The sequence below is a fragment of the Schaalia odontolytica genome (assembly GCF_002847525.1).
GTDB lineage: Bacteria > Actinomycetota > Actinomycetes > Actinomycetales > Actinomycetaceae > Pauljensenia > Pauljensenia odontolytica_B.
This window is the reverse complement of the sequence record NZ_PKKM01000005.1, coordinates 43,637-65,377: the sequence shown is the minus strand read 5'-3', so window position 1 is coordinate 65,377 and position 21,741 is coordinate 43,637. Positions and strand designations below refer to the sequence as shown.

The following is a 21,741-nucleotide window of genomic DNA, read 5'->3' as shown; positions in this document are numbered from 1 at the left end:
TTCGCGTGATTCCTTCGATCACTCCCGGACGCGGCGGCGAGCCTGTGCGTAAGCCTCGCTCCCGCCGCGTCCCCGAGCGTCTGTGGTCGCCCGAGTCCGGGGAGCTCGCTCCCTGGGACACGTGGCGCGGCCTGGACGCTGCCCAACAGCCTTCCTACGCGGACTCGCAGCACCTCAGTGATGTGACGGCGCAGCTGCGCCGTCAGCCGCCGCTCGTGTTCGCCGGGGAGGTTGACGACCTGCGCACGTGGATGGGTGCGGCTGCCCGCGGCGAGGCCTTCGTCCTAATGGGCGGGGACTGCGCCGAAACATTCGCCGAGGCGACGGCGGACCACGTGCGCCTGAAGATTCAGACGCTGCTGCAGATGGCGGTCGTCTTGACCTACGGCGCGTCGCTGCCGGTTATTAAGGTCGGACGTATCGCTGGCCAGTATGCGAAGCCGCGTTCGTCGGATATGGAAACGCGCCACGGTGTGACACTGCCCAGCTACCGTGGCGACGCCGTGAACTCCTTCGAGTTCACGCCCGAAGCACGCGAACCCGACCCGCAGCGTCTTCTGTCGCTGTACAACCACGCGGCCTCGACGCTGAATCTGATCCGCGCCTTCACGAAGGGTGGCTACGCCGACCTGCGCCAGGTGCACCGCTGGAATCAGGGTTTCATGTCGAATCCGGCCTACGCACGCTACGAGTCGCTGGCCGAGGACATCCACCGGGCGATTAAGTTCATGGGAGCCGCTGGCGTCGACTTTGAGACGCTGCGCGACGTTGACCTGTATTCGTCCCACGAGGCGCTGCTGCTCGAGTACGAGTCAGCCATGACGCGCATCGATTCGCGGACGGGCGAGCCCTACAACACGTCCGCTCACTTCCTGTGGGCGGGGGAGAGGACGCGCGAGGAGGAGGGAGCTCACATCGAGCTGCTGTCGCGTGTTCGTAACCCGATTGGGGTCAAGCTCGGCCCGTCGACCACGCCGGATCAGATGCTCGCGCTCATTGATCGCCTCAACCCGGACGGTGAGGAGGGGCGCCTGTCGTTCATTACGCGCATGGGTGCCGGTCGCATCCGTGAGGCGCTTCCGCCGCTCTTGGAAGCCGCACGCGAGGATGGTCGCCCGATCACGTGGATGACGGATCCGATGCACGGCAACACGATCACGTCGTCGACTGGCTACAAGACGCGTCGCTTCGAGACGGTCATGGACGAGGTCCGTGGATTCTTCGAGGCCCACGAGGCCACGGGAACGGTGCCGGGTGGCCTGCACGTTGAGCTCACCGGCGACGATGTCACCGAGGTGATTGGCGGCAGTGAGCACATCGACGATGAGTCGTTGCGCGACCGCTACGAGACGCTCGTGGACCCGCGTTTGAACCACCAGCAGAGCCTGGAGATGGCCTTCCAGGTCGCTCAGTACCTGGCGAAGGGTTCCTCCGCGGAGGAGAACTGATCGGATAAGAATCCCGGCCTCGTCTGTCATGGACGAGGCCGGGATTCTTAGTGGGCGTCAGTGCTGGGGCGGACGTGACGTCAGACGATCGTGATCGTGACGACGCTTCCCTTTTTCAGCATTGTTCCACCGGCAGGATCGGTCTGTCGGACGGTGCCGAAGAAGCCGCCGAGGATGGCTTCCTCCTGGACGGTGAAGCCGGCGTTTTCGAGGATGGTACGCGCTTCCTGGCGCTGGCGCCCCACGACATCGGGAACAGCGACCTTTTCGGGGCCTTTGGAAACGGTGTAGGCGACGGTGTCGCCGCGGTGCAGAATCGTTCCCTCATTGGTCTGCTGAGAGATGATCTGTCCTTCGGCGACCGTGTCGGAGAAGGCTTCGGTCGGCGTCGCGACAAGGCCAAGTGCCTCGATGGCGGTCTTCGCGGCGTCGGCGGTCATCCCGCCCAGCGAGGGGACCGTCAGGGGCTCTCGGCCCTTGGACAGTACGACGTCGACAGCCGTGTCGTGGGGCACCGACGTTCCGGACGCTACGGACTGGGAGATGACCTGTCCCTGGGGCACGTCCTCAGAGTAGGCGTCGGTGATTGCTCCGAGAGCCAGGCCGGCTTCCGTGAGCGCCTTTTTCGCGTCATCCTGACTCTTGCCGGCAACGTCGGGCACGTTTTTCATGTCCACTCCCTTGGACACGTAGAGCTGGACCTCAGCCCGCTTATGGACGGGTTCGCCACCCTCCGGATCGGAACGGGTGATCGATCCGGACGCGACGTCGTCCGAAAACTCCTCCTCGACGGTGGATGCCAGGCCCATTGCGTTCAGCTCAGCCTGCACCTCTGCCAGAGGACGACCGTCGGTAGCGGGCATGGTCAGGTAGGAGCCCGGGCCATACTCGGTCCACCACCAGCTGCCGCCAATACCTGCCGCCGCGAGCAGGAGGACGACGAGGCTCACCCACAGGGCCGCGCGCTTATAGGTATTGGTCGACGTGTTCTCTGAAGCCTCAGGCAGTGGGGACGAGGTGTGGACCGTCGCGAGCGTTGACGGTGCGGGGAGCGGCAGCGGACGCGTGAACTGGGCGGAGATGACCTCCGTGTTGAGTGCGCTGATTTGCGAAGAGTCAGCGCGGTCGGAGGGTGCGATCTCGGCACGTCGGCTAGCGAGTTCTGAAGGGATCGTTGCAGCCGCACGCGCGACTAGGTCGATCGCATCCGATGCGTCGGCGGGGCGAGAGGCGGGGTCACGGGCGGTGAGGGCGGCGACGAGGTCGTCGATCTCTCGGGGGATCCACGGATGGGCCTCGGACGGGCTGGGAACATCGTCGGAGACGTGGTGGGTTGCGATCTGCAGCGGTGACTCGCCCGCCCACGGAACGGAGCCCGTGAGCATCTCGTAGAGCATGATGCCTACGGAGTAGATGTCTGAACGTGCGTCGGCCTCGGCTGTCGTGGCGATCTCTGGCGCAATGTACGCGACGGTTCCGAGCATGTTGCCCGTTGACGACATCGAGACCTCGGAGGCTGCGCGCGCCAACCCAAAGTCGGTGACCTTGGCGGGGCCTTCGGTGGGAACGAGAATATTCTCAGGCTTGATGTCACGGTGAATAACGCCGACGCGGTGAGCGGCGCGCAGTGCCTCGAGAATGTCGGTCGTGTAGCGCAGCGCCTGCGGGATCGTGAAGGCACCCTGCGCTCGCAGGAGCTGGCGCAGATTAGTTCCGTCGATGAGCTCCATCACGAGGAAGCCCTGTCCGGTGATCACGCCCTGATCGAAGACTGACACGACACCCGGGTGAACGATGCGGGCTGCCGATCGGGCCTCACGACGGAATCGTGCGACGAAATCCTGGGAGTCCGCCAGGTGCGGGTGCATGACTTTCAGGGCGACGGGGCGCTCTAAGCGCTCGTCTTGTGCGATGTACACGGTTGCCATGCCGCCGCGGGCTAGTCGGCGCGTGACTCGGTATCGTTCGTCGACCAGGAGCCCGATCAACGGGTCGGTCTGGTCGAATGTCTGTTCGTCGTTCACTTGGTTGATTCTATGAGAGTTTTCGCGAAAATACGGGAAGCGTGAGTGTCGGTGCGGCGCATGAATGGGGTAATCTTGCGCTCATGACCAGTGCTGATATCACCGTGTTGCCCACCGACGAGGTGTGCCGTCTCCTCGGCATCGAGGAGCGTCGCCTCAAGCAGTTGATCCGTGACCGCGTCCTGATCGAGGCACGCGGAGACGACGGTGTGCGCGGTGTTCCTCAGGAAGTCCTCGTCAAGGGTGCGAACGGCTGGGAACCGCTTCCGTTCCTGCAGGGCACGCTGACGCTTCTGGCCGATGATGGCTTCACCGCAGAAGAGTCGCTTGCGTGGCTGTATGCCGAACAGGATGAACTGGGTGAGCGCCCCATCGACGCGCTCACGTCGGGCCGCCACCATCGCGTGAACCGCATCGCCTCGACGCTTGCCTTCTGAGTGCCGACCGCCGCATGGGCCAGCGTCAGGCGCGTCGGGCGGTGAGGATGGAGCACAGTTCGCGCAGCATGGCGCGAGCGTCGTCAGTGAAGCTGGAGGCGTCGAGCGCGGCATGACCGTCGGCCACGAGGCGGGCAATCTCCGCTTCGTGCGCGGCGCGCCCGTTGCGCTCGACGATCTCGGTAGCGGTTGCGATCTGCTCCGCCGAGGCCTCGGTGACCCCAAGAACGTCCGTCAGCGCGCGGCGCTCGGCGGGGGAGGACGCCTCCCAGGTGAGTGCGAGTAGGGCGGTGCGCTTTCCTTCGCGCAGGTCATCGCCTGCGGGTTTGCCGGTTACGGCCGGATCTCCGAAGACGCCCAGGTCGTCGTCGCGCAGCTGGAACGCAAGGCCCCACGGGGTGAGGATCGTCTCGAGGACATTCAATAGCTCGGCGACACCGTCAATCGAGGGCGCTCCGCAGATCGCGCCAAGAATGGCGGGGTGAACGACCGAGTAGCGTGCCGACTTGTGCAGTGCGACCTCGAGGGAATCGCTCGTGCTCAACGCGTCCGTGCGCTGCGGGTCCAGCGGGCTTTGTTCGGCGGTGATATCTAGGTACTGGCCGAGCGCCACTTCCGCGTGCATGTCCGCGAAGCGCCTCGCGAAGGCGCGCGCGCAGTCCTGCCGCAGGGTGAGCGCCTGTTCATCCGCCGCGGCAGTCGCCGCTGAAAAGAGGAAATCCCCGACCAAGATGGCGGCGTGACGGCCGAAGTCTGTTGATGACCCGATCCACGACGAGGATGCGTGATGATGGGCAAGCGTCCTGTGCGGGGTGGGCATCCCGCGTCGCTCGTCTGCCTTGTCAATGATGTCGTCGTGGACGAGGGCACTGGCCTGGTAGAGCTCGAGAGCCGCACTGAGGTGGGGGAGTGACACCTGGTCGAGCGCGATGCCGGAGCTGAGCGCGTAGCCGACGTGCGCCATCAGAGCGCGGAAGCGCTTGCCGCCGGAGACGGAAGCGAGAACAGCGCGCGAAAACTCTTCGGATCTACCTGAAGCGCCGGCGCGAGCGAGGAGGGTGGCGAGGCTTGTGGCCGTCGCCTCGTCGATATGGGGACGCAGTGTTGCGAAACTGTCGCTCAGAGTCATGAGGCCACTCTAACCGAGGAGCCGGGGGCAGCGTGGTCTCAAGGTGGGGCATCCTCACACCTACCGCCAGGAAAACTACGTGGTAAGGCACTAGACTGGCGATGGTATGCCGATTTGCAATCGGCTCTGTTGTGCATGCCCATCAATGAAAGGGACCCGTGTGAGTGCATCTCGCGCTTCGGCAAAGGACTCCGCGACGACTGAGGAAACCACGGAGGTGACGACCCCCGCGAAGAAGACGACGCGCGCCAAGAAGGCCACGGCGGACGCGGCTAGCGCCCCCGCCGAGAAGAAGTCTGCCGCGAAGAAGTCTGCCGCGAAGAAGGCTCCCGCGAAGAAGACAACCCAGAAGGACGCCGCCGCCGAGGTCGCCGAGGAGAAGGCTCCCGCGAAGAAGGCCCCGGCTAAGAAGGCAGCTGCCAAGAAGACGACGAAGAAGGACGCCGCCGCCGAGGTCGTTGAGGAGAAGGCTCCCGCGAAGAAGGCCCCGGCCAAGAAGGCAGCTGCGAAGAAGACGACGAAGAAGGCCGACACCGAGGAGAAGGCTGCCAAGAAGCCTCGCGGACGCAAGAAGAAGGAAGAAGAGGTCGTCGAAGAGGTCGTTCCTGAGATCGAGGACACCGAGGGCGTGGACTTCGAACCCACGGGTGAAGACCTTGAGGATCCGGAGCTTGAGGCTGACACCGACGACGAGGAAACGGCTGACGCTGAGGAAGATTCCGAGGACGAAGACGCCAAGGTCTCCGAGGGCGCTGCTCTGCGCGAGCGGACCAACGCCGGCATTCACGTGAAGGGCGGCTTCGTCGTCTCCGACTCTGACGAGACCGACGAGCCTATCCAGCAGGTGACGGTTGCCGGTGCGACCGCGGACCCGGTCAAGGACTATCTCAAGCAGATCGGCAAGGTCTCGCTGCTAAACGCCGAGCAGGAAGTTGACCTGGCGCGCCGTATTGAGGCTGGTCTATACGCCGAGTACAAGCTGAAGAACCAGGCCGATGAGATGACCAGCCGCGAGCGACGTGAACTGCACTTCCTGGCGCAGGACGGTCAGCAGGCGAAGAACCACCTGCTCGAGGCGAACCTTCGACTCGTTGTTTCGCTTGCCAAGCGCTACACCGGTCGCGGTATGCAGTTCCTGGACCTGATCCAGGAAGGTAACCTGGGCCTTATTCGCGCTGTCGAAAAGTTCGATTACACGAAGGGCTACAAGTTCTCGACCTACGCCACGTGGTGGATTCGTCAGGCAATCACCCGCGCGATGGCGGACCAGGCTCGCACGATCCGCATCCCTGTGCACATGGTCGAGGTTATCAACAAGCTTGCGCGCGTCCAGCGCCAGATGCTCCAGGATCTGGGTCGCGAACCCACTCCCGAGGAACTGGCAAAGGAACTCGACATGACCGCCGAGAAGGTTGTCGAAGTTCAGAAGTATGGTCGCGAGCCGATTTCGCTGCACACGCCTCTCGGCGAGGACGGCGACTCGGAGTTCGGTGACCTCATCGAGGACTCCGAGGCCATCGTGCCTGCGGACGCCGTGTCCTTTACCCTGCTGCAGGAGCAGCTCCACCACGTCCTGGACACGCTGTCCGAGCGTGAAGCCGGCGTTGTGTCGATGCGCTTCGGCCTGGGCGACGGCCAACCGAAGACTCTCGATGAGATCGGCAAGGTCTACGGCGTGACGCGCGAGCGTATCCGTCAGATTGAATCCAAGACCATGTCGAAGCTGCGCCACCCCTCGCGTTCGCAGGTTCTGCGCGACTACCTCGACTGACGCGCTATTGACACATTCGAGGGCCGGGAACAAACGTTCCCGGCCCTCGTGACAACATCGTCACAATGCGTGCATGTGCGGGTGGCATCGTCGCGTAGTGAGGCTTTAGTAGGGCAGGATAATCACATGCTTGAGGGTGCACTGATTCTCGTTTTGACCGTCGTTCTGGTACTCGTCGTCGCTGGCGGCGTTGTCGCTGTCCTGGCGTTGTCGCGCCGTAGCGCGGACGAGTGGAAGGGCGTCATCAAGCGAGAGAGCGAAGAGATCGCCGATGAGGTGAAGACCCATCACTCGCTACCCAAGCGTGCCTCCTCCTCACCAGACGGACCCGTGGTACCGCGTACGGCGTCCCTGCACTCGCTCCTGCAAAGCGCTGACTCGAAGAGCGCCTACTTTGACGCTGACCGCCTACCCGGCATCGACCGCCTCGAAACTGTGACCGACCGTGTCAGCGAGCGTCTTGACCGCGGACGTCGCCATGCTGATGGCGGCGCACAGGCGACACAGGAGTCAGCGCAGGCCTAAGTTCGTGATGCCGCACTCAGGTTTTCTGTGAAGAGCGTCCATAGGGGATAATGGCCCTATGGACGCTTTTATTTCCTCCCTTCAGTCGCCGTGGGCGGTTGTTATCGCCCTGGCGGTCGCCGTGCTCATCGGTGTGCTTATTCGCGTCGCCGTGACGTCACGGCGCCGTTCTTCCGATGACGTGACCCTTCAGCCACAGGTTCAGGCCCCGGCTGGTGCTCCGTCTGAGGCTCCCGCCGAGACACCGAGTGATGACACGGACCAGCCTCGTGCGGGTCCGGTAGATGAGCTCGAGCCCACCCCCGAGCAGAGCCCTGAGGCTCCCGCAACCCCGGCCTCGTCCATCGAGCGCCCCGAACCCGTGCGCGGCCGCATGGAGCGCCTGCGCGAACGCCTCGCGTCTTCCGGCTCGCTTGGGCGTGCGATCCTCGGCGTTCTCAGCCGCGGCCAGCTCGGTGCCGCCGACTGGGAGGAGATCGAGGAATCCCTCCTCATCGCTGACCTTGGCCTCGAGGCCACTGACACGCTGATGGACGCCCTCAAGCGTCGCGTCGCGGTCGAGTCCGTGACTGACGAAGCGCGCATCCGCGAAATCCTTCGCGAGGAGCTCCTGGCCCTTGTCGATCCCTCCATGGATCGCTCTCTCAACCTCGAACGCCCCGAGGTCGACGGCTCCGTCAAGCCCGCGGTCGTCCTGATGGTCGGTGTGAACGGTACCGGAAAGACCACGACCGTTGGCAAGCTCGCGCGCATCCTCGTCGCGGAAGACAAGTCCGTGATTCTGGGTGCCGCCGATACCTTCCGCGCGGCCGCCGCCGATCAGCTGGCGACGTGGGGCGAGCGAGTTGGTGTCGATGTCGTGCGCAGCGACCGCGAGGGTGCAGACCCTGCCTCTGTTGCTTTCGAAGCCGTGCGCGAAGGTGTTGAGCGTGACGTCGACGTCGTTCTCGTCGACACCGCGGGACGCCTGCAGAACAAGTCCACGCTGATGGACGAGCTCGGCAAGATCAAGCGCGTCATGACCAAGCAGGCCCCGGTCTCCGAGGTCCTCCTGGTGCTCGACGCGACCACCGGCCAGAACGGCATGAAGCAGGCCGAGGTCTTCGCGGAAGCTACCGGCGTGACCGGCATCGTTCTGACGAAGCTCGACGGTTCCGCCAAGGGCGGCATCGTTGTGTCCGTCCAGCGTGCGCTGGGCGTTCCCGTGAAGTTCGTCGGCCTCGGCGAGGGTGCCGACGATCTGGCCCCCTTCGATCCGCAGGGCTTCGTCGACGCGATCGTGGGTTCCGCGCAGGGCTGAACCCCGCCACCATGACGCGTACCTCGGCCCCGGTGAGACGACTCCCGGGGCCGAGGTGCGCTAACCTGTGCCTAGTACAGCCGCCATCTTGGGAGTAAACACGTGTTTGGAAACCTGTCAGATCGTCTGAGCCAGTCGTTCCGTAGCCTGCGCAGCCGCGGCGTCCTGACCGAGTCGGACGTCGATCACGCGATTTCCGACATTCGTCGCGCCCTCATCGACGCGGACGTTGCGCTCCCCGTCGTTCGCCAGTTCACCACGCAGGTGCGCGAAAAGGCCTACGGCGCAGCCCGCTCCAAGGCGCTCAACCCGGGCCAGCAGGTCGTCTCCATCGTGCACGAGGAACTCGTCGAGATCCTCGGTGGTGCCACGCGTGAGCTGAACTTCGCAGAGTCCGGCCCGACCGTCTTCATGCTCGCCGGCCTCCAGGGCGCCGGTAAGACCACGCTCGCCGGAAAGCTGGGTAAGTGGCTGCGCGAGGAAGGCAAGACCGTCCTCCTCGTCGCCTCCGACCTCCAGCGCCCCAACGCCGTCCAGCAGCTCCAGGTTGTCGGTGAGCGAGCCGGCGTCAAGGTGTGGGCACCCGAGCCCGGTAACGGCGTGGGTAATCCCGTCGAGGTCGCGCGTAGTGGCGTCGAGTTCGCCCGCCAGAGCGGCATCAACGTGGTCATCGTCGATACGGCCGGCCGCCTGGGCGTCGACCAGGAGATGATGGAGCAGGCGATCGCCATCCGCGATGCCGTGAACCCCCACGAGATCATGTTCGTCCTCGACGCCATGGTCGGTCAGGACGCGGTCTCCACCTCCACGGCCTTCCGCGATGGCGTCGGCTTCACGGGCGTCGTCCTGTCCAAGCTTGATGGCGATGCGCGCGGTGGTGCCGCACTGTCCGTTCGCGGCGTGACCGGCGCGCCGATTCTGTTTGCCTCGACGGGCGAGGGCCTCGACGACTTTGAGCGCTTCCACGCCGACCGTATGGCCGGTCGCATCCTCGACATGGGTGACATCCTCACCCTCATTGAGCAGGCCGAAAAGAAGATGGATGCCGAGGAGGCGGAGAAGGTTGCGGCCAAGGCGATGGCCGGCCAGCTCACCCTTGGCGACTTCCTGAGCCAGCTGCAGCAGATCAAGAAGCTCGGCTCGATGAAGAAGATGCTCGGCATGATCCCGGGCGCCGCCCAGATGCGCGAGCAGATCGAGAACTTCGATGAGCGCGAGGTCGATCGTGTGGAGGCTATCGTCCGCTCGATGACCCCGGCCGAGCGCGAGGACGTGTCGATCCTTAACGGCTCGCGTCGAGCGCGTATCGCACGCGGTTCCGGCACGACTGTCACCGAGGTGAACCAGCTCGTCCAGCGCTTCGAGGCTGCGCGCGAAATGATGGCGCAGATGGGCCAGATGGGCGGTGGCGTGCCCGGTATGGGCGCACTGCCCGGCCGCGGCGGCAAGGCGAAGCAGAAGGCCAACGCCCGCAAGGCTCAGGCCCAGCGTGCTCGCATGAAGAAGAGCGCACGCTCCGGTAACCCCGCGAAGCGCCGGCAGCAGGAGCTGGAGGCCATGCTGCCTCCGTCTGAGCGCAGCGCGCCCCAGGGTTCCTCCTTCGGTGTTGCCCAGGAGGCCCCCGCTCCGCGTCCGACGATCGACGATCTGCCGGATGACGTCAAGCGCATGCTTGGCCAGCTCTGAGGCATGGAGTTCTCCGGCCTCGCCCTGTGGGCGGATAGCGCAGCCGAGCGCCCGTCGTGGGTGCGTGGCACTTGGCGTGTCGACGGGGGAGTTATCCGTCGTGTCAGCGAGGAGCAAAGCGCGCCGTCGGTGGGATTTATTGTCCCCGGCTTGGTGGATACGCATTGCCACATCGGGTACTCGGACACCGGTTCGGTAGACGAGGCCGAGATGGTCGAGCAGGCGCGCGCGACGCTCGCGAGCGGCGTGACCGTCGTACGTGACTGTGGCGTGCCGGTCGATAACTCGCCTGCCGCTCGCGCGACCGGCCTGCACCTGATCCGCTGTGGTCGCCATGTTGCGCGCCCGAAGCGCTACATGCGCGACCTACCGCTGGATGTCGGCGATCAGCGCGAGCTGCCCGCGGTCCTCGCGTCGATGGCTCACTCCTCCGACGGGTGGGTCAAGATTGTCGGAGACTGGATCGACCGCAGCGGCGGTGCAGACTCGGACCTCATGCCCCTGTGGGACCCCGCCGTCCTGAACGATGCGGTTGCCGCCGTGCACGAGGCCGGGGCACGGATCGCCGTTCACGCCTTCTCGCATGGTGTCATTGACTCGCTCATCGAGGCCGGCGTCGACGACATCGAGCACGGTAGCGGTATCGATGCGGATCAAGCCAGCGAGATCGCCGCTCGCGGTATCGCGGTGACGCCGACGCTGCGACAGGTTGAGCTCTTCAAGGAGTTTGCGGCTCAGGCGGGGGAGAAGTACCCCGTCTACGCGGCCACCATGCAAGGGATGTACGACATGCGGCGCGAACACTTCCAGATGCTCGTTGACTCCGGCGTCCAGCTCCTGATGGGCACTGACTCGGGTGGCTACCAAGATCATGGAACTATCGGCGGTGAGATCGACCTGTGGCTCCAGTGGGGTGCGCCCCGCGAGTTCACCATCGATGCAGCCACGTGGGTGAGCCAGCGCTACCTCGGCTACCCCGGCCTCGTCGACGGCGGGAGCGCCGACTTCCTGATCCTGGACGAGGATCCGAGAAAAGACCCACTGGCGCTGTCCAAGCCCGTGCGGGTATTCCTCGATGGAGTGAGCGCGTGGGAGCGTCCTTCCGCCTGACGTGTTCGCAGTGATCGATTTAACCGATTCGAGCGACACAGCGCACGTCCCTGACTTGGGATTCAGGCGCGAAATATGGCATAATCGCTAGCTGTACCCGGCGGTTCGTAGACCCTCTCACTGCGTGCCGTCGTGTCCCGGTCCAATGCGACCCCTGTGTTTCCCACCTTGGGACGCAAAGGTCCACACCAATCTGAAATGGAGAGACCACTCAAGTGGCAGTTCGAATTCGCCTGAAGCGCGTGGGTAAGATCCACGCCGCCCAGTACCGTGTTGTCGTTGTCGATTCGCGCAAGAAGCGTGACGGCCGCGTCATCGAAGAGGTCGGCTACTACGATCCTCAGCCCAACCCGTCGATCATCCGCATTGACTCCGAGCGCGCCCAGTACTGGCTCGGCGTTGGCGCTCAGCCCTCCGACCAGGTCCGCAACCTGCTGGTCCTGACCGGTGACATCGCCAAGTTCAACGGCAAGGCCGACGCGGTTTCCCGCGTCGTCGTCTCCGAGGCTGACAAGGCCGCCCAGGCCGAGCAGGCCATCAAGGATGCCGAGGCTGCAGCCGAGAAGTCCAAGGCCGCTGCTTCCGCCAAGAAGGCCGAGGAAGAGGCCGCCGCTGCCGCAGCCGCTGCTGAGGCCGAGGCCGGCGAGCAGGCTTCCGAAGAGGCCGCCGGAGAGGATGCCTGAGCATGCTCGCCGACGCGTTGGAGCACCTGGTCAGCGGCATCGTTGACCACCCCGAAGATGTCGAGGTGACGCCTCGTTCCATGCGACGTGGCCAGCTTCTTGAGGTTCGTGTGAACCCCGAGGATCTGGGTCGCGTCATCGGACGCGGCGGTCGGACGGCTCGCGCGCTGCGCACCGTCATGGGTGCGCTGTCCACGCGTGGCACTGTCCGAGTTGACGTCGTCGACACGGATCGCGAGTAAGACTCGCACACGTCGCGAAGGGGTCCGGCATCGCCGGGCCCCTTCGTTGTATCCTTCGGGGGAGTCCCCGTTTATCGTCAGGAGAACACATGCAGCTCACAGCCGCTATCGTCGGACCCGCCCACGGATTGCGTGGAGAGGTCATCGTGGACGTGCGCAGCGACGACCCGGAGGTCCTGGCACCGGGCGCGCGCTTGGATGTTGCAGGACAGAAGCGTCAGCTCACGGTGCGTTCCGTGCGGGTACACAAGGATCGCGTGCTGGCCTCGTTTGACGAGTGCGGTACGCGCGAGGAGGCCGAGGCTCTGCGCGGTGCGCGTCTGCTCGTCGACGCCCATCCCGAAGAGGACGCCTGGTATCCCCACGAACTCAAGGGACTTGAGGCGCGTACGCCTTCCGGTGACGTCCTTGGAACGGTGAGTGGGCTGACGCCTGGGGCGGCACAGGATCTCCTGCTCGTCGCTACTGATCGAGGCACCGTCATGGTTCCTTTCGTGACGGCGCTCGTCCCGACAGTCGACGTTGAGGGCGGTGTCGTCATCATTGACGCCCCTCCGGGGCTTTTTGACGACGAGGCCGTCTCGGAGCGCGAGGATCACTAAGCTCGTGCGTTTCGATCTCATCTCTATTTTCCCTGACTATTTCGCGCCACTGCGGCTGTCCCTCATGGGCAAAGCGGAGGACGCCGGGCTTGTGCAGCTGCAGGCGCACGACCTGCGAGAGTGGGCGACCGGCAAGCATCGCAGCGTCGATGACACCCCTTACGGTGGTGGCGCAGGCATGGTGATGCGCGCGGATGTGTGGGCGCGTGCCCTCGACGAGGTCCTCGCCATGCCACTCACCAAGCGTGAGGGAGGCGGGGCCCAGGCCTCGTCACGTCGTATTCTCGCGATTCCGACACCCTCGGGAACACCGCTGACTCAGGCACGAGTGGAGGAACTCGCGCACGCCGATCAGATCGTCGTCGCTTGCGGGCGCTACGAGGGTATCGATGCGCGCGTCGCTGAGCACTACCGTGGCGCCGGGGTTGAGGTCGTCGAGTTCTCTATCGGCGACTACGTCCTCAACGGCGGTGAGGTTGCCGCGATGGTTCTGACCGAGGCCGTCGCGCGTCTCCTCGAGGGTTTTATGGGCAACCCGGACTCTCTTGTTGAAGAGTCGCACTCGGGCGCGGGACTTCTTGAGTACCCCGTGTACACCAAGCCGCGAGAGTTTCGCTCGCTCGAAATCCCCGAGGTGCTCCTTGGCGGCAATCATGCGGCGATTGAACGCTGGCGTCGTGACCGAGCGATCGAGAAGACAGCTCGCGTTCGCCCCGATCTCGCGCTGTCGCTGGACGCCGCTTCCCTGTCGGGCGAGGACCGCGCGATGCTGGCTCGCTGCGGTGTTGCCTACCCGCGAGCTGGCGCGGCGGAACGCCTCAACGTACGACAGGCTGAGCTTGAGGACGTCGTCGCAGTCTGTGAGCTTGCGGCGCGCACGTTCCCGGATGCTTGTCCGGAGAACCTGTCCCAGGAAGCGATTGTGGAGCATGTCGCCACGCAGCTCAGCGCCGACGTGTTTGACGCTCTTATTTCCGATCCCAAGCGTCACCGCCTGTTCGTTGCCGAGGTCCCGGGCGGGCTCGTCGGTTACGTACTCACCCACGTCGGACCCGATGCGCTGCCGAGCGACCTCGTACGTCCCGGACGCGTCGATGAGGGGAGCGCGTACCTGTCGAAGTGCTACGTGGACGAGGCGTGGCGGGGAAGCGGTGTTGCGGATGCGCTGATCGAGCGTGCTGTTGCCGATGCCCGCGACATGGGGCATGAGGCCGTTGTCTTGGGCACAAACCGAGGCAATAAGAACGCGCAGGCTTTCTATAAGCGCCACGGCTTCCGCAAGCGTTCGACGCGAACCTTCGACGTCGGTGGAGTGACCAACTATGACGTCGTTATGGTGCGTGATCTCACCGCATAAGGCGCGCTCACACTAGCCCCAGCGTACTTTGTTGTGGGATAATAGCCGAGATTGTGCGCGGTTCATCCTGCCGCAGGGGGACACCAAGGCGCACAATCACACGTCAAATGAGCGGGTTCGACCCGCCCAACCAGGCGCTTCCGACCTGCGGCAGATGCGTCAAGGAGAAGAAATGCAGAAGCTGGACGCCGTTGATGCGGCTTCGCTGCGCGATGACATCCCCTCGTTCCGAGCCGGCGACACCCTCAAGGTGCACGTCAAGGTCATCGAAGGCAACCGCTCTCGTATCCAGGTCTTCCAGGGCGTCGTGATCGCGCGTCGCGGCCACGGTGTGTCCTCCACGTTCACCATCCGCAAGGTCTCCTTCGGTGTGGGCGTCGAGCGTACCTTCCCTGTGCACGCCCCCACGATCGACCACATCGAGGTCGTCACCAAGGGCGACGTGCGCCGCGCCAAGCTCTACTACCTGCGTGAGCGTCACGGCAAGGCCGCGAAGATCAAGGAGCACCGTTCCGGCAAGGCCGAGTGAGGCCAGCCGGGCGCAAGCCTTGGCATTTTTCACGGAAAGGCCCGACACCGCGCGCCGGTGTCGGGCCTCGCCGTATCCTTGGATGGTTGACACAACGACAAGGAGATTGCATGCCCCCGACTGCAGGTTCGACGCTCGGACCGCTGCACTCGCCGTCGCTTCGGGATCGTGACCGCGCGGAGGCTCGGGCACGGCGTAACCCGCTTGTGTGGCTGCGCGAGATCCTCATCATCATCGTTGTGGCTCTTGTCATTTCCTCGCTGCTGCGCGCATTCATCGTTCAGGTCTTCTGGATCCCATCCCCGTCGATGCACAACACGCTCGTCGAAGATGACCGCATCGCTGTGTCGCGCATCGATGCCTTGACATCGAACGTTCAGCGCGGCGACGTCGTTGTTTTTGACGACACGCTCGGCTGGCTCGGCGGCTCGCAAACGACATCGCCCTCGATTCTGCGCCAGCTCGGCGAGTTCACCGGCTTCATTCCGGGTGGCGGCGAACAGACACTCGTCAAGCGTGTCATCGGCGTCGGTGGCGACCACGTGACCTGCACGAGCGCGAACGGAAAGGTGAACGTCAACGGGGTTGAACTCGACGAAACATACGTTCCCGACGGCCAGGTGCCCTGCGGTGAACGTACCTTCGACGTGGTCGTTCCCGAGGGACACCTGTGGGTGATGGGTGACAATCGTTCGAATTCCGCTGATTCGCGCTATCACATGGGTTCTGGGCAGTCGCCCTACGTCCCGGTGTCGTCGGTTGTGGGCACCGTTCAGGCCGTCATCTGGCCGACTTCCCGGTGGACGACCGACATCGCGCACCACGAAGTTTTTGCCTCCGTTCCCGCCGCCTCATGACGACCGCGTCGCGTGATCTTGAGGTCTCCTTGGCACAGCGCTGGGGCACCGTCGCCGGCATGGACGAGGTGGGCCGCGGGGCTCTCGCGGGTCCCGTCGCGGTCGGTGTCGCTGTGATCGGTATCGATGCGCCTCCCGTCCCGGAAGGACTCACCGACTCCAAGGCGCTGACGGCGCGTCGACGCGAGGCACTCGTCGAGCCCGTCCGCTCGTGGACGCTCGCCTCATCCGTCGGTTACGCCTCGCCGCAGGAAATTGATCAGTGGGGTATTATCGCGGCCCTGCGTCTGGCCGGGCGCCGCGCACTTGCCGACGTTGCCAGCGATGGCCTCGTGCCCGGTGGTGTGCTCCTGGATGGCTCGCACAACTGGCTGTCCGCTCCCGATGATCTATTCGGCTTGGTTGATGGACCGGAGGATCCCTTCGGGCGTGAGCTCCCCGTTCATATGCAGGTCAAGGCCGATGCGTCGTGCGCAGTCGTCGCTGCCGCGTCGGTCCTTGCGAAGGTCGCACGCGATCACCTCATGCAAGAGATTGACGATCCCGGATACGGATGGGCGTCGAACAAGGGGTATGGCTCGGCCGCGCATACCCGAGCCATCGCGGAGCTCGGCGTGTCGGATCAGCATCGTCGGTCGTGGAAGATGCCGACGCAGGCCACAAAGTAGGGCGCGCCGGGGTGGCGTGGCTCGGCTGGGCGCGCGGCCCGGCATGATGGTTGCGTGAGCGAAGAAATCGAAGGATACGAAAACAATCTGGAGCTGGAACTCTTCAAGGAGTACCGCGACGTCATCGGGTTGTTCAAGTACGTCGTGGAAACCGAAAGGCGTTTCTACCTGTGCAACCACGTTGATGTGCAGGCACGCCCGGTCGGCGGCGACGTGTTCTTCGAACTGACGCTCAGTGACGCGTGGGTGTGGGACATCTACCGCTCGTCGCGCTTCGTGCGCTCGGTGCGCGTCATCACCTACAAGGATGTGAACGTCGAGGAGCTCTCCAAGCCTGAGCTCGACATCCCCTAAACTTTCAGTGACACCGCCGCGCGCGGTTATCCACAGGCCATAGTGCGAGCCGCTCCCTATCCACAGGGGGCGGTTTTCGCGTTGTGCCGCTGTCCTTGGTTGGCGCACTGTGGGTGTGGAGGTGATCCATGATGGAATGCTCAACACGGCCCGATCGTCGGGCCATTGGCGCTGCGGGCGAATACACCGCTCGACTGGCGCTCGAAGAGGCTGGTCTGCGCCTTCTTGACACTAACTGGCGTGATGGTCGCCGGGGCGAGCTCGATATCATCGCGCGTGACGAGACCGATCCGTCGCGTTCGTGGACCGTGATCGTGGAGGTGCGCACCAGGGTCGGGCGCAGGAAGGGGAGTGCGCTTGCGTCGGTCGACCATCGCAAGGTGGCGCGGCTTCGAGCGCTGACGGGTGCGTGGTGCAGGGCCCACGGTCATCTTGCTTCGCGTGTGCGTATCGACGTCGTCGCCATCACCGTGGACGCGCGGATGCTGGAATCGTGGCCGGCTCCCATGGACGAGGCCGTGGATCTTCGCGCTCTGGGGGCAGAGGTCGTGTGGTTGCGGGGTGTGCAATGAGAGGGCCGGGGCTTGCGCGCACGTATTCCATGAGCATCGTCGGTATCGAGGGGCACCTTGTCGACGTGGAGACATACGCGGGGTCGGGCCTCGTGGCGTTCACGCTCGTCGGCCTGCTCGACACCTCCGTGCGCGAGGCACGCGATCGCGTGCGCGCTGCGTTCGAGTCGTGCGGCCTGGACGTCTTGGACCAACGCATCACCGTGAATCTGTCCCCTGCGGGCATTCCGAAGTCGGGGTCGGCTTTTGACCTCTCGATCGCGGCGTCCATTGCTCTGGCCACGGGCCTTGTCTCACCGGTGGCTTTTGAGGATGCGGTCCTCGTTGGTGAGCTTGCGTTGGATGGAAGTATTCAGCCGGTGCGCGGGGTGCTGCCGGCTGTCCTCGCGGCGCGTTCGCGGGGCGTTCGCCGGGTGATTGTGCCGTCGGCATGCGCCCAGGAAGCGCGTCTGGTCAGCGGCATTGATGTCCTGGACTTCGCGCATCTGGCTGACCTGATCGCGTGGGCCGGGGGAGAGGCTGTGAAGGCTCCGTTCCACGGGAGGATGGGTGTGCACCGCGAGGGGGAACGTGACGGTGATACGACCCTCGCAGACATGGCCGACGTGCGCGGTCAGCCGGAAGCAATTGCGGCTCTGGAAGTTGCCGCTGCCGGTGGGCACCACGTGTTTCTTCTGGGAGAGCCCGGATCCGGCAAGACGATGCTCGCCTCCCGACTCCCGACGATACTTCCAGATCTCGACGCCGACACCGCTCTCGTCACCACCTCGTTGCATTCGGTGGCGGGCCTGTTGCCCTCCTCGATATCGCTGATGACGCGGCCTCCATTCCAAGCCCCACACCACTCGGTGACCATGCCGGCACTGATCGGTGGCGGCACACGCACGCTCGTCCCCGGGGCAGCCTCGCTGGCGCATGGGGGGATCCTCTTTCTGGACGAGGCTGCCGAGTTTGCTCCCTCCGTCCTTGACTCGCTGCGTGAACCCCTTGAATCGGGCGTCATCCATGTGCACCGCTCCGGTGTTCAGGCGCGATATCCCGCCGCATTCCAACTGGTGATGGCGTCAAATCCCTGCCCGTGCGGAGGCGGATACGGAGGACGTCGGTGCACCTGTTCGTCGATGAATCGACGCAGGTATCTCGCGCGTTTGTCCGGGCCGTTGCTGGATCGAATGGACATCCGCATTGACGTGCATACCCCCAGCCGGGCGGACCTGGCGTCGACACAGACACGTGATTCCGCGTCGATACGTGGGCGTGTTATCGAGGCTCGCTCGCGGGCACGCACGCGTCTTAAGGACACACCGTGGACCATGAACGCGCAGCTTCCGGGAGCGTGGCTGCGACACCACTCAGGCATCGATGCTTCTCTCATTCATCAACTTGATCGGCTCGTCGATTCCGGTCACTCGTCTATGCGCGGAATCGACCGGATGCTACGCCTGGCATGGACGCTCGCCGATCTCGAGGCTGCGCCTCGGCCCACCTTTGACCACATTGTTGCAGCGCAGCAGCTGCGGAACGGAGCGGATCACTATGAATGACACTGAACTGTGGGAGGCCGCCTGGTGGTCTGCCGTCGCTGAGCCGGCTGATCCGTGCGCACGCATTCTTCGTCAGTCCTTAGGGGATCGAGATGCGCGCGCGTGGCTGATCGGGAGCTGGTCGGCACCGCCGTTGGCGCTTGCCCGTCACTCGAGGATTGACTGGCACACGCAGTGGAATCGGTGGAGGCAGCGCGCCCTCTCGGTTGACATCGACAGTGAGCTGACACGCGTCGCTCGTGCGGGCGGCGGATTCATGACACCCGGCGATCCACGCTGGCCAGAGCACCTTGCATGCCTGGGGGAGGAGGAGCCAATGGGATTGTGGTTCCTCGGCGACCTGCCCGAGGCTCCGCAGGCGGATCATCATCTGTCTATCGTGGGAGCTCGCGCTTCCACCGGCGCGGGAAACAGGTGCGCACGCAACATGGCGGCACTCGTTGCTACGGCAGGGGTGACGGTGGTGTCTGGGGGTGCGATAGGCATTGACATAGAAGCTCACCGGGGTGCACTGTCCGCGCGTGGGCGCACGATCTGCATCCTCGCAGGGGGCGTGTGCAATCCCTACCCCGCGTGCCACGGTGGCGACTTTCGCGCCGTCCTTGATGGCGGTGGCGCCCTGATCTCCGAGGTTGCGCCAACCGCCAGGCCAGCGAAATGGCGGTTCCTGACACGGAATAGGCTGATCGCTGCGTGGAGCGGAGCAACCGTGGTTGTCGAGGCCGGAGCGCGCTCCGGTGCCCTTGCGACGGCGCGTCGTGCCATGGAATACGGGCGTGAGCTAGGCGCAGTCCCCGGCGCGGTCGACGCGCCGATGTCGGTGGGGTGCCTCGAGCTTGCGCGCAACGGAGCGACGATCATCCGCGATGGGCGCGACGCCCTCGAACTCGTGCGCCCGGTGAGCGTTGACGCCACCCAGCCTCTGTTCGGTATGCCCGTCGACGACGATCACGGGGTTGATGCCCTGGAGCCGACTCAACGTCGGGTGTGGGAGGCACTTCCCCGGAGTGCTCCCGCGTCGGTCGAAGCGATCTGTGTCGCCGCGGCCCTGTCGCGCGAAGAAGTGAACTACGCGCTCATGGAGCTCTCGGTTGCGGGCCTAGTGGCCGGAACGACGCGTGGCTGGACGCGAACAGGCGGAGGCAGGCCATAGGATATCGATATGACAGGCAACGTGGGGGAGCGCTGGGAAGAGTACCTGCGCCTTGGGCGGCGGATGAGCCCCCACACAGTTTCCGCGTACCTCGGGGATCTTCACTCGCTCATGGAGTTCCTCTCGCTCGACGCGGACGCGACCCCTGAGCAGTTGCGAGAGGCGCTCACGCAGCGCGCAGTGCGTTCCTGGCTGGCTCGCTCCCTCGCGGATGGGGGAGCGCGCTCGACTATCGCGCGCCACACCGCCGCGATTCGCAACTTCACCTCCTGGGCAATGCGTGAAGGAATCCTGGTGAGCGACCCCGCGGCGCTCCTGTCATCTCCACGTGCCGATCAGCGTCTGCCGTCTCCACTCGACGAATCCGATGCGAGGGTGCTTCTCAACGCCGCTCGGGATGAGGCAGCGATGGGTGGCGCGTCCCAGATCCGCAATTGGGCGATCCTCGAGCTGACGTACGCCTGCGGACTGCGCGTCTCCGAGGTGTGCGGCCTCGACATCTCGTCCCTGAACCGTGAGGCCCTCACCGTGAGGGTCGTCGGTAAAGGCAACAAAGAGAGGGTGGTTCCCTTCGGGCCTCCCGCAGCCGATGCGCTCGATCATTGGCTCGTGCGAGGCCGTCCCCAGTTGGCCGGAGAACGGAGCGGACAGGCTCTCTTCCTCGGAGATAAGGGTGGACGCATCGATCCGCGCATTGTGCGTTCGATGGTGCACAAGATGGCGGCACACGCCGGTGTGCACGACGTTGCGCCCCACGGGCTGAGGCACTCGACGGCGACGCACCTGCTGCAGGGAGGTGCCGACCTTCGCGCGGTGCAAGAAATGCTGGGGCATTCGTCGCTGTCAACTACCCAGCGCTACACCCACGTGGATACCGCCCGGCTCAGCGCGATCTACCAGCGGGCACACCCGCGCGCGTAAGCGCTCTGATCTGGAGGTGTTGGCACTGCTTCCGATGATTCTTGTATCACTACTAGCACCTCCTGCGGTTGGGCATTCGTTATGGCGCGTCATCCCATGGCAACAGCCGCGGATGCCCGAGCGTCATGCGTATCGGGTTGATGTACGTTCGTCGCCCAGTTTTCGCCCCCCAGTGCAGTGTCTGGGAGTCCCCTTCGATGACCCCGATCATGTCACCTTTCTCCACGTGCTCACCGACGACAACGGTGGGGGTGATGGGAAGGTACGTCGACCAGATGTCCCGCCCTCCGACGCTGTGAAGGATTGAGACAACACTGCGGCCCGCAACCGGTCCAGCGACGGTGACCGTTCCCGCGGAGCAGGCGTAGACCGGGGAGCCTGCCGGATACTGCAGTGTGACTCCACGACGCCCGGGCAGCCAATCGTGGGCAGGTGGTGCGAATCCTGCGACGACGGGCACCGGTGTGCCCGTGGGCCACTGCCACCGCTCGTCGCGTGGCGTTGCATCTGCGTACGCTGCATCAGGGACAAGCAGTGCGAGAACGACGAAGAAGATGAGTGACGCCGCGAAGAAACGGGTGCGTGACGGCTGTGGTGGAGTCATGACTACAGACTGGGAGCTGCAGCACTGTTCGTCCAGCTGTTGTGAGGCACCTGTGGATATGGGTGACTTCGGAATTGGTCCTGTGGATAACGAGTGGTCGGTACGCGGACGCGACAGGTGGCCCCGGCCTCGTCGAAGATTAATCCAGTAGGCAACGTCTCATCCGCCTGGTGTCGGACATGTGTGCACTTGTGAGGTAAGATAGCCGGGCACTTGCTCTGTGCA

Annotated in this window: 22 protein-coding genes; 19 read left to right on the top strand and 3 right to left on the bottom strand. The window is 64.6% G+C overall.

Translation table 11 applies throughout. The annotated features are described in order from the left end of the window. Nucleotides 1–5: 5 nt before the first annotated feature. On the top strand, nt 6–1,448 hold the full coding sequence (locus CYJ22_RS04385) for a class II 3-deoxy-7-phosphoheptulonate synthase (RefSeq protein WP_101601555.1): 1,443 nt from the start codon (nt 6–8) through the stop codon (nt 1,446–1,448). Between the two features lie 80 nt (nt 1,449–1,528). Here CYJ22_RS04385 and pknB read toward each other — a convergent pair whose 3' ends face one another. After that, nucleotides 1,529–3,472, bottom strand: a complete 1,944-nt coding sequence (gene pknB / locus CYJ22_RS04380) for a Stk1 family PASTA domain-containing Ser/Thr kinase (RefSeq protein WP_007588719.1) — start codon at nt 3,470–3,472, stop codon at nt 1,529–1,531. 83 nt (nt 3,473–3,555) lie between these two features. On the opposite strand from pknB, the gene CYJ22_RS04375 reads away from it, so the two are divergent. After that, nucleotides 3,556–3,909: an Rv2175c family DNA-binding protein gene (locus CYJ22_RS04375; protein ID WP_007588769.1), complete on the top strand. Its 354-nt coding sequence runs from the start codon at nt 3,556–3,558 to the stop codon at nt 3,907–3,909. 25 nt (nt 3,910–3,934) lie between these two features. On the opposite strand, the gene CYJ22_RS04370 is transcribed toward CYJ22_RS04375, so the two are convergent. Then, nucleotides 3,935–5,038, bottom strand: a complete 1,104-nt coding sequence (locus CYJ22_RS04370) for a polyprenyl synthetase family protein (protein ID WP_007588726.1) — start codon at nt 5,036–5,038, stop codon at nt 3,935–3,937. A gap of 145 nt (nt 5,039–5,183) precedes the next feature. On the opposite strand from CYJ22_RS04370, the gene CYJ22_RS04365 reads away from it, so the two are divergent. The 17 genes from CYJ22_RS04365 to CYJ22_RS04285 all read left to right on the top strand — a co-directional run bounded on the left by CYJ22_RS04365 (nt 5,184) and on the right by CYJ22_RS04285 (nt 20,912). Next, nucleotides 5,184–6,809, top strand: coding sequence for an RNA polymerase sigma factor (locus CYJ22_RS04365; protein WP_101601393.1), 1,626 nt, complete (start codon nt 5,184–5,186; stop codon nt 6,807–6,809). 126 nt (nt 6,810–6,935) lie between these two features. Then, the gene (locus tag CYJ22_RS04360) at nt 6,936–7,334 is read left to right on the top strand and encodes a hypothetical protein (protein WP_007588713.1); all 399 of its coding nucleotides are present in this window, start codon (nt 6,936–6,938) and stop codon (nt 7,332–7,334) included. 58 nt (nt 7,335–7,392) lie between these two features. Then, entirely contained in the window at nt 7,393–8,634 is a 1,242-nt protein-coding gene (ftsY, locus tag CYJ22_RS04355; RefSeq protein ID WP_101601391.1) for a signal recognition particle-docking protein FtsY, read from the top strand. Nucleotides 8,635–8,736: 102 nt separating this feature from the next. After that, complete coding sequence (ffh, locus tag CYJ22_RS04350) at nt 8,737–10,320, top strand: signal recognition particle protein (protein ID WP_101601389.1); 1,584 nt, start codon at nt 8,737–8,739, stop codon at nt 10,318–10,320. A gap of 3 nt (nt 10,321–10,323) precedes the next feature. Next, the gene (locus CYJ22_RS04345) at nt 10,324–11,430 is read left to right on the top strand and encodes an amidohydrolase family protein (RefSeq protein ID WP_101601388.1); all 1,107 of its coding nucleotides are present in this window, start codon (nt 10,324–10,326) and stop codon (nt 11,428–11,430) included. Nucleotides 11,431–11,645: 215 nt separating this feature from the next. After that, on the top strand, nt 11,646–12,113 hold the full coding sequence (gene rpsP / locus CYJ22_RS04340) for a 30S ribosomal protein S16 (protein WP_101601385.1): 468 nt from the start codon (nt 11,646–11,648) through the stop codon (nt 12,111–12,113). A 2-nt stretch (nt 12,114–12,115) separates the two neighbouring features. Next, entirely contained in the window at nt 12,116–12,355 is a 240-nt protein-coding gene (locus CYJ22_RS04335; protein ID WP_003792828.1) for an RNA-binding protein, read from the top strand. 89 nt (nt 12,356–12,444) lie between these two features. Continuing rightward, the gene (gene rimM / locus CYJ22_RS04330; RefSeq protein ID WP_007588706.1) at nt 12,445–12,957 is read left to right on the top strand and encodes a ribosome maturation factor RimM; all 513 of its coding nucleotides are present in this window, start codon (nt 12,445–12,447) and stop codon (nt 12,955–12,957) included. A gap of 4 nt (nt 12,958–12,961) precedes the next feature. Then, nucleotides 12,962–14,314: a tRNA (guanosine(37)-N1)-methyltransferase TrmD gene (trmD, locus tag CYJ22_RS04325; protein WP_101601383.1), complete on the top strand. Its 1,353-nt coding sequence runs from the start codon at nt 12,962–12,964 to the stop codon at nt 14,312–14,314. A 172-nt stretch (nt 14,315–14,486) separates the two neighbouring features. Continuing rightward, nucleotides 14,487–14,843, top strand: coding sequence for a 50S ribosomal protein L19 (gene rplS, locus CYJ22_RS04320; protein WP_007588732.1), 357 nt, complete (start codon nt 14,487–14,489; stop codon nt 14,841–14,843). 110 nt (nt 14,844–14,953) lie between these two features. Beyond that, nucleotides 14,954–15,700 (top strand): signal peptidase I, encoded by a 747-nt coding sequence (gene lepB, locus CYJ22_RS04315; protein WP_007588707.1) that lies wholly within the window; start codon nt 14,954–14,956, stop codon nt 15,698–15,700. Beyond that, nucleotides 15,697–16,368, top strand: coding sequence for a ribonuclease HII (locus tag CYJ22_RS04310; RefSeq protein ID WP_007588723.1), 672 nt, complete (start codon nt 15,697–15,699; stop codon nt 16,366–16,368). Before lepB ends, CYJ22_RS04310 begins: the two co-directional genes overlap by 4 nt. 54 nt (nt 16,369–16,422) lie before the next feature. Then, complete coding sequence (locus CYJ22_RS04305) at nt 16,423–16,722, top strand: DUF2469 domain-containing protein (RefSeq protein ID WP_003795316.1); 300 nt, start codon at nt 16,423–16,425, stop codon at nt 16,720–16,722. Between the two features lie 131 nt (nt 16,723–16,853). After that, nucleotides 16,854–17,294: a YraN family protein gene (locus CYJ22_RS04300; protein ID WP_034496555.1), complete on the top strand. Its 441-nt coding sequence runs from the start codon at nt 16,854–16,856 to the stop codon at nt 17,292–17,294. 29 nt (nt 17,295–17,323) lie between these two features. Further along, nucleotides 17,324–18,838: a YifB family Mg chelatase-like AAA ATPase gene (locus CYJ22_RS04295; RefSeq protein WP_050980926.1), complete on the top strand. Its 1,515-nt coding sequence runs from the start codon at nt 17,324–17,326 to the stop codon at nt 18,836–18,838. Then, entirely contained in the window at nt 18,831–19,991 is a 1,161-nt protein-coding gene (gene dprA, locus CYJ22_RS04290) for a DNA-processing protein DprA (RefSeq protein ID WP_007588785.1), read from the top strand. The genes CYJ22_RS04295 and dprA overlap by 8 nt, the downstream gene beginning before the upstream one ends. Nucleotides 19,992–20,000: 9 nt before the next feature. Next, the gene (locus CYJ22_RS04285; RefSeq protein ID WP_101601381.1) at nt 20,001–20,912 is read left to right on the top strand and encodes a tyrosine recombinase XerC; all 912 of its coding nucleotides are present in this window, start codon (nt 20,001–20,003) and stop codon (nt 20,910–20,912) included. A 79-nt stretch (nt 20,913–20,991) separates the two neighbouring features. Here the strand turns inward: CYJ22_RS04285 and CYJ22_RS04280 are convergent, their stop codons facing one another. Beyond that, nucleotides 20,992–21,516, bottom strand: a complete 525-nt coding sequence (locus CYJ22_RS04280; protein WP_081493499.1) for a M23 family metallopeptidase — start codon at nt 21,514–21,516, stop codon at nt 20,992–20,994. Nucleotides 21,517–21,741: the final 225 nt, after the last annotated feature.

Coding starts and splice junctions, on each gene's coding strand:
- CYJ22_RS04375 (WP_007588769.1), top strand. CDS start 3,556: ATGACCAGTGCTGATATCACCGTGTTGCCCACCGACGAGGTGTGCCGT.
- CYJ22_RS04370 (WP_007588726.1), bottom strand. CDS start 5,038: ATGACTCTGAGCGACAGTTTCGCAACACTGCGTCCCCATATCGACGAG.
- CYJ22_RS04365 (WP_101601393.1), top strand. CDS start 5,184: ATGAAAGGGACCCGTGTGAGTGCATCTCGCGCTTCGGCAAAGGACTCC.
- CYJ22_RS04360 (WP_007588713.1), top strand. CDS start 6,936: ATGCTTGAGGGTGCACTGATTCTCGTTTTGACCGTCGTTCTGGTACTC.
- ftsY (WP_101601391.1), top strand. CDS start 7,393: ATGGACGCTTTTATTTCCTCCCTTCAGTCGCCGTGGGCGGTTGTTATC.
- CYJ22_RS04345 (WP_101601388.1), top strand. CDS start 10,324: ATGGAGTTCTCCGGCCTCGCCCTGTGGGCGGATAGCGCAGCCGAGCGC.
- CYJ22_RS04335 (WP_003792828.1), top strand. CDS start 12,116: ATGCTCGCCGACGCGTTGGAGCACCTGGTCAGCGGCATCGTTGACCAC.
- rimM (WP_007588706.1), top strand. CDS start 12,445: ATGCAGCTCACAGCCGCTATCGTCGGACCCGCCCACGGATTGCGTGGA.
- rplS (WP_007588732.1), top strand. CDS start 14,487: ATGCAGAAGCTGGACGCCGTTGATGCGGCTTCGCTGCGCGATGACATC.
- lepB (WP_007588707.1), top strand. CDS start 14,954: ATGCCCCCGACTGCAGGTTCGACGCTCGGACCGCTGCACTCGCCGTCG.
- CYJ22_RS04310 (WP_007588723.1), top strand. CDS start 15,697: ATGACGACCGCGTCGCGTGATCTTGAGGTCTCCTTGGCACAGCGCTGG.
- CYJ22_RS04300 (WP_034496555.1), top strand. CDS start 16,854: ATGGAATGCTCAACACGGCCCGATCGTCGGGCCATTGGCGCTGCGGGC.
- CYJ22_RS04295 (WP_050980926.1), top strand. CDS start 17,324: ATGAGCATCGTCGGTATCGAGGGGCACCTTGTCGACGTGGAGACATAC.
- dprA (WP_007588785.1), top strand. CDS start 18,831: ATGAATGACACTGAACTGTGGGAGGCCGCCTGGTGGTCTGCCGTCGCT.
- CYJ22_RS04285 (WP_101601381.1), top strand. CDS start 20,001: ATGACAGGCAACGTGGGGGAGCGCTGGGAAGAGTACCTGCGCCTTGGG.
- CYJ22_RS04280 (WP_081493499.1), bottom strand. CDS start 21,516: ATGACTCCACCACAGCCGTCACGCACCCGTTTCTTCGCGGCGTCACTC.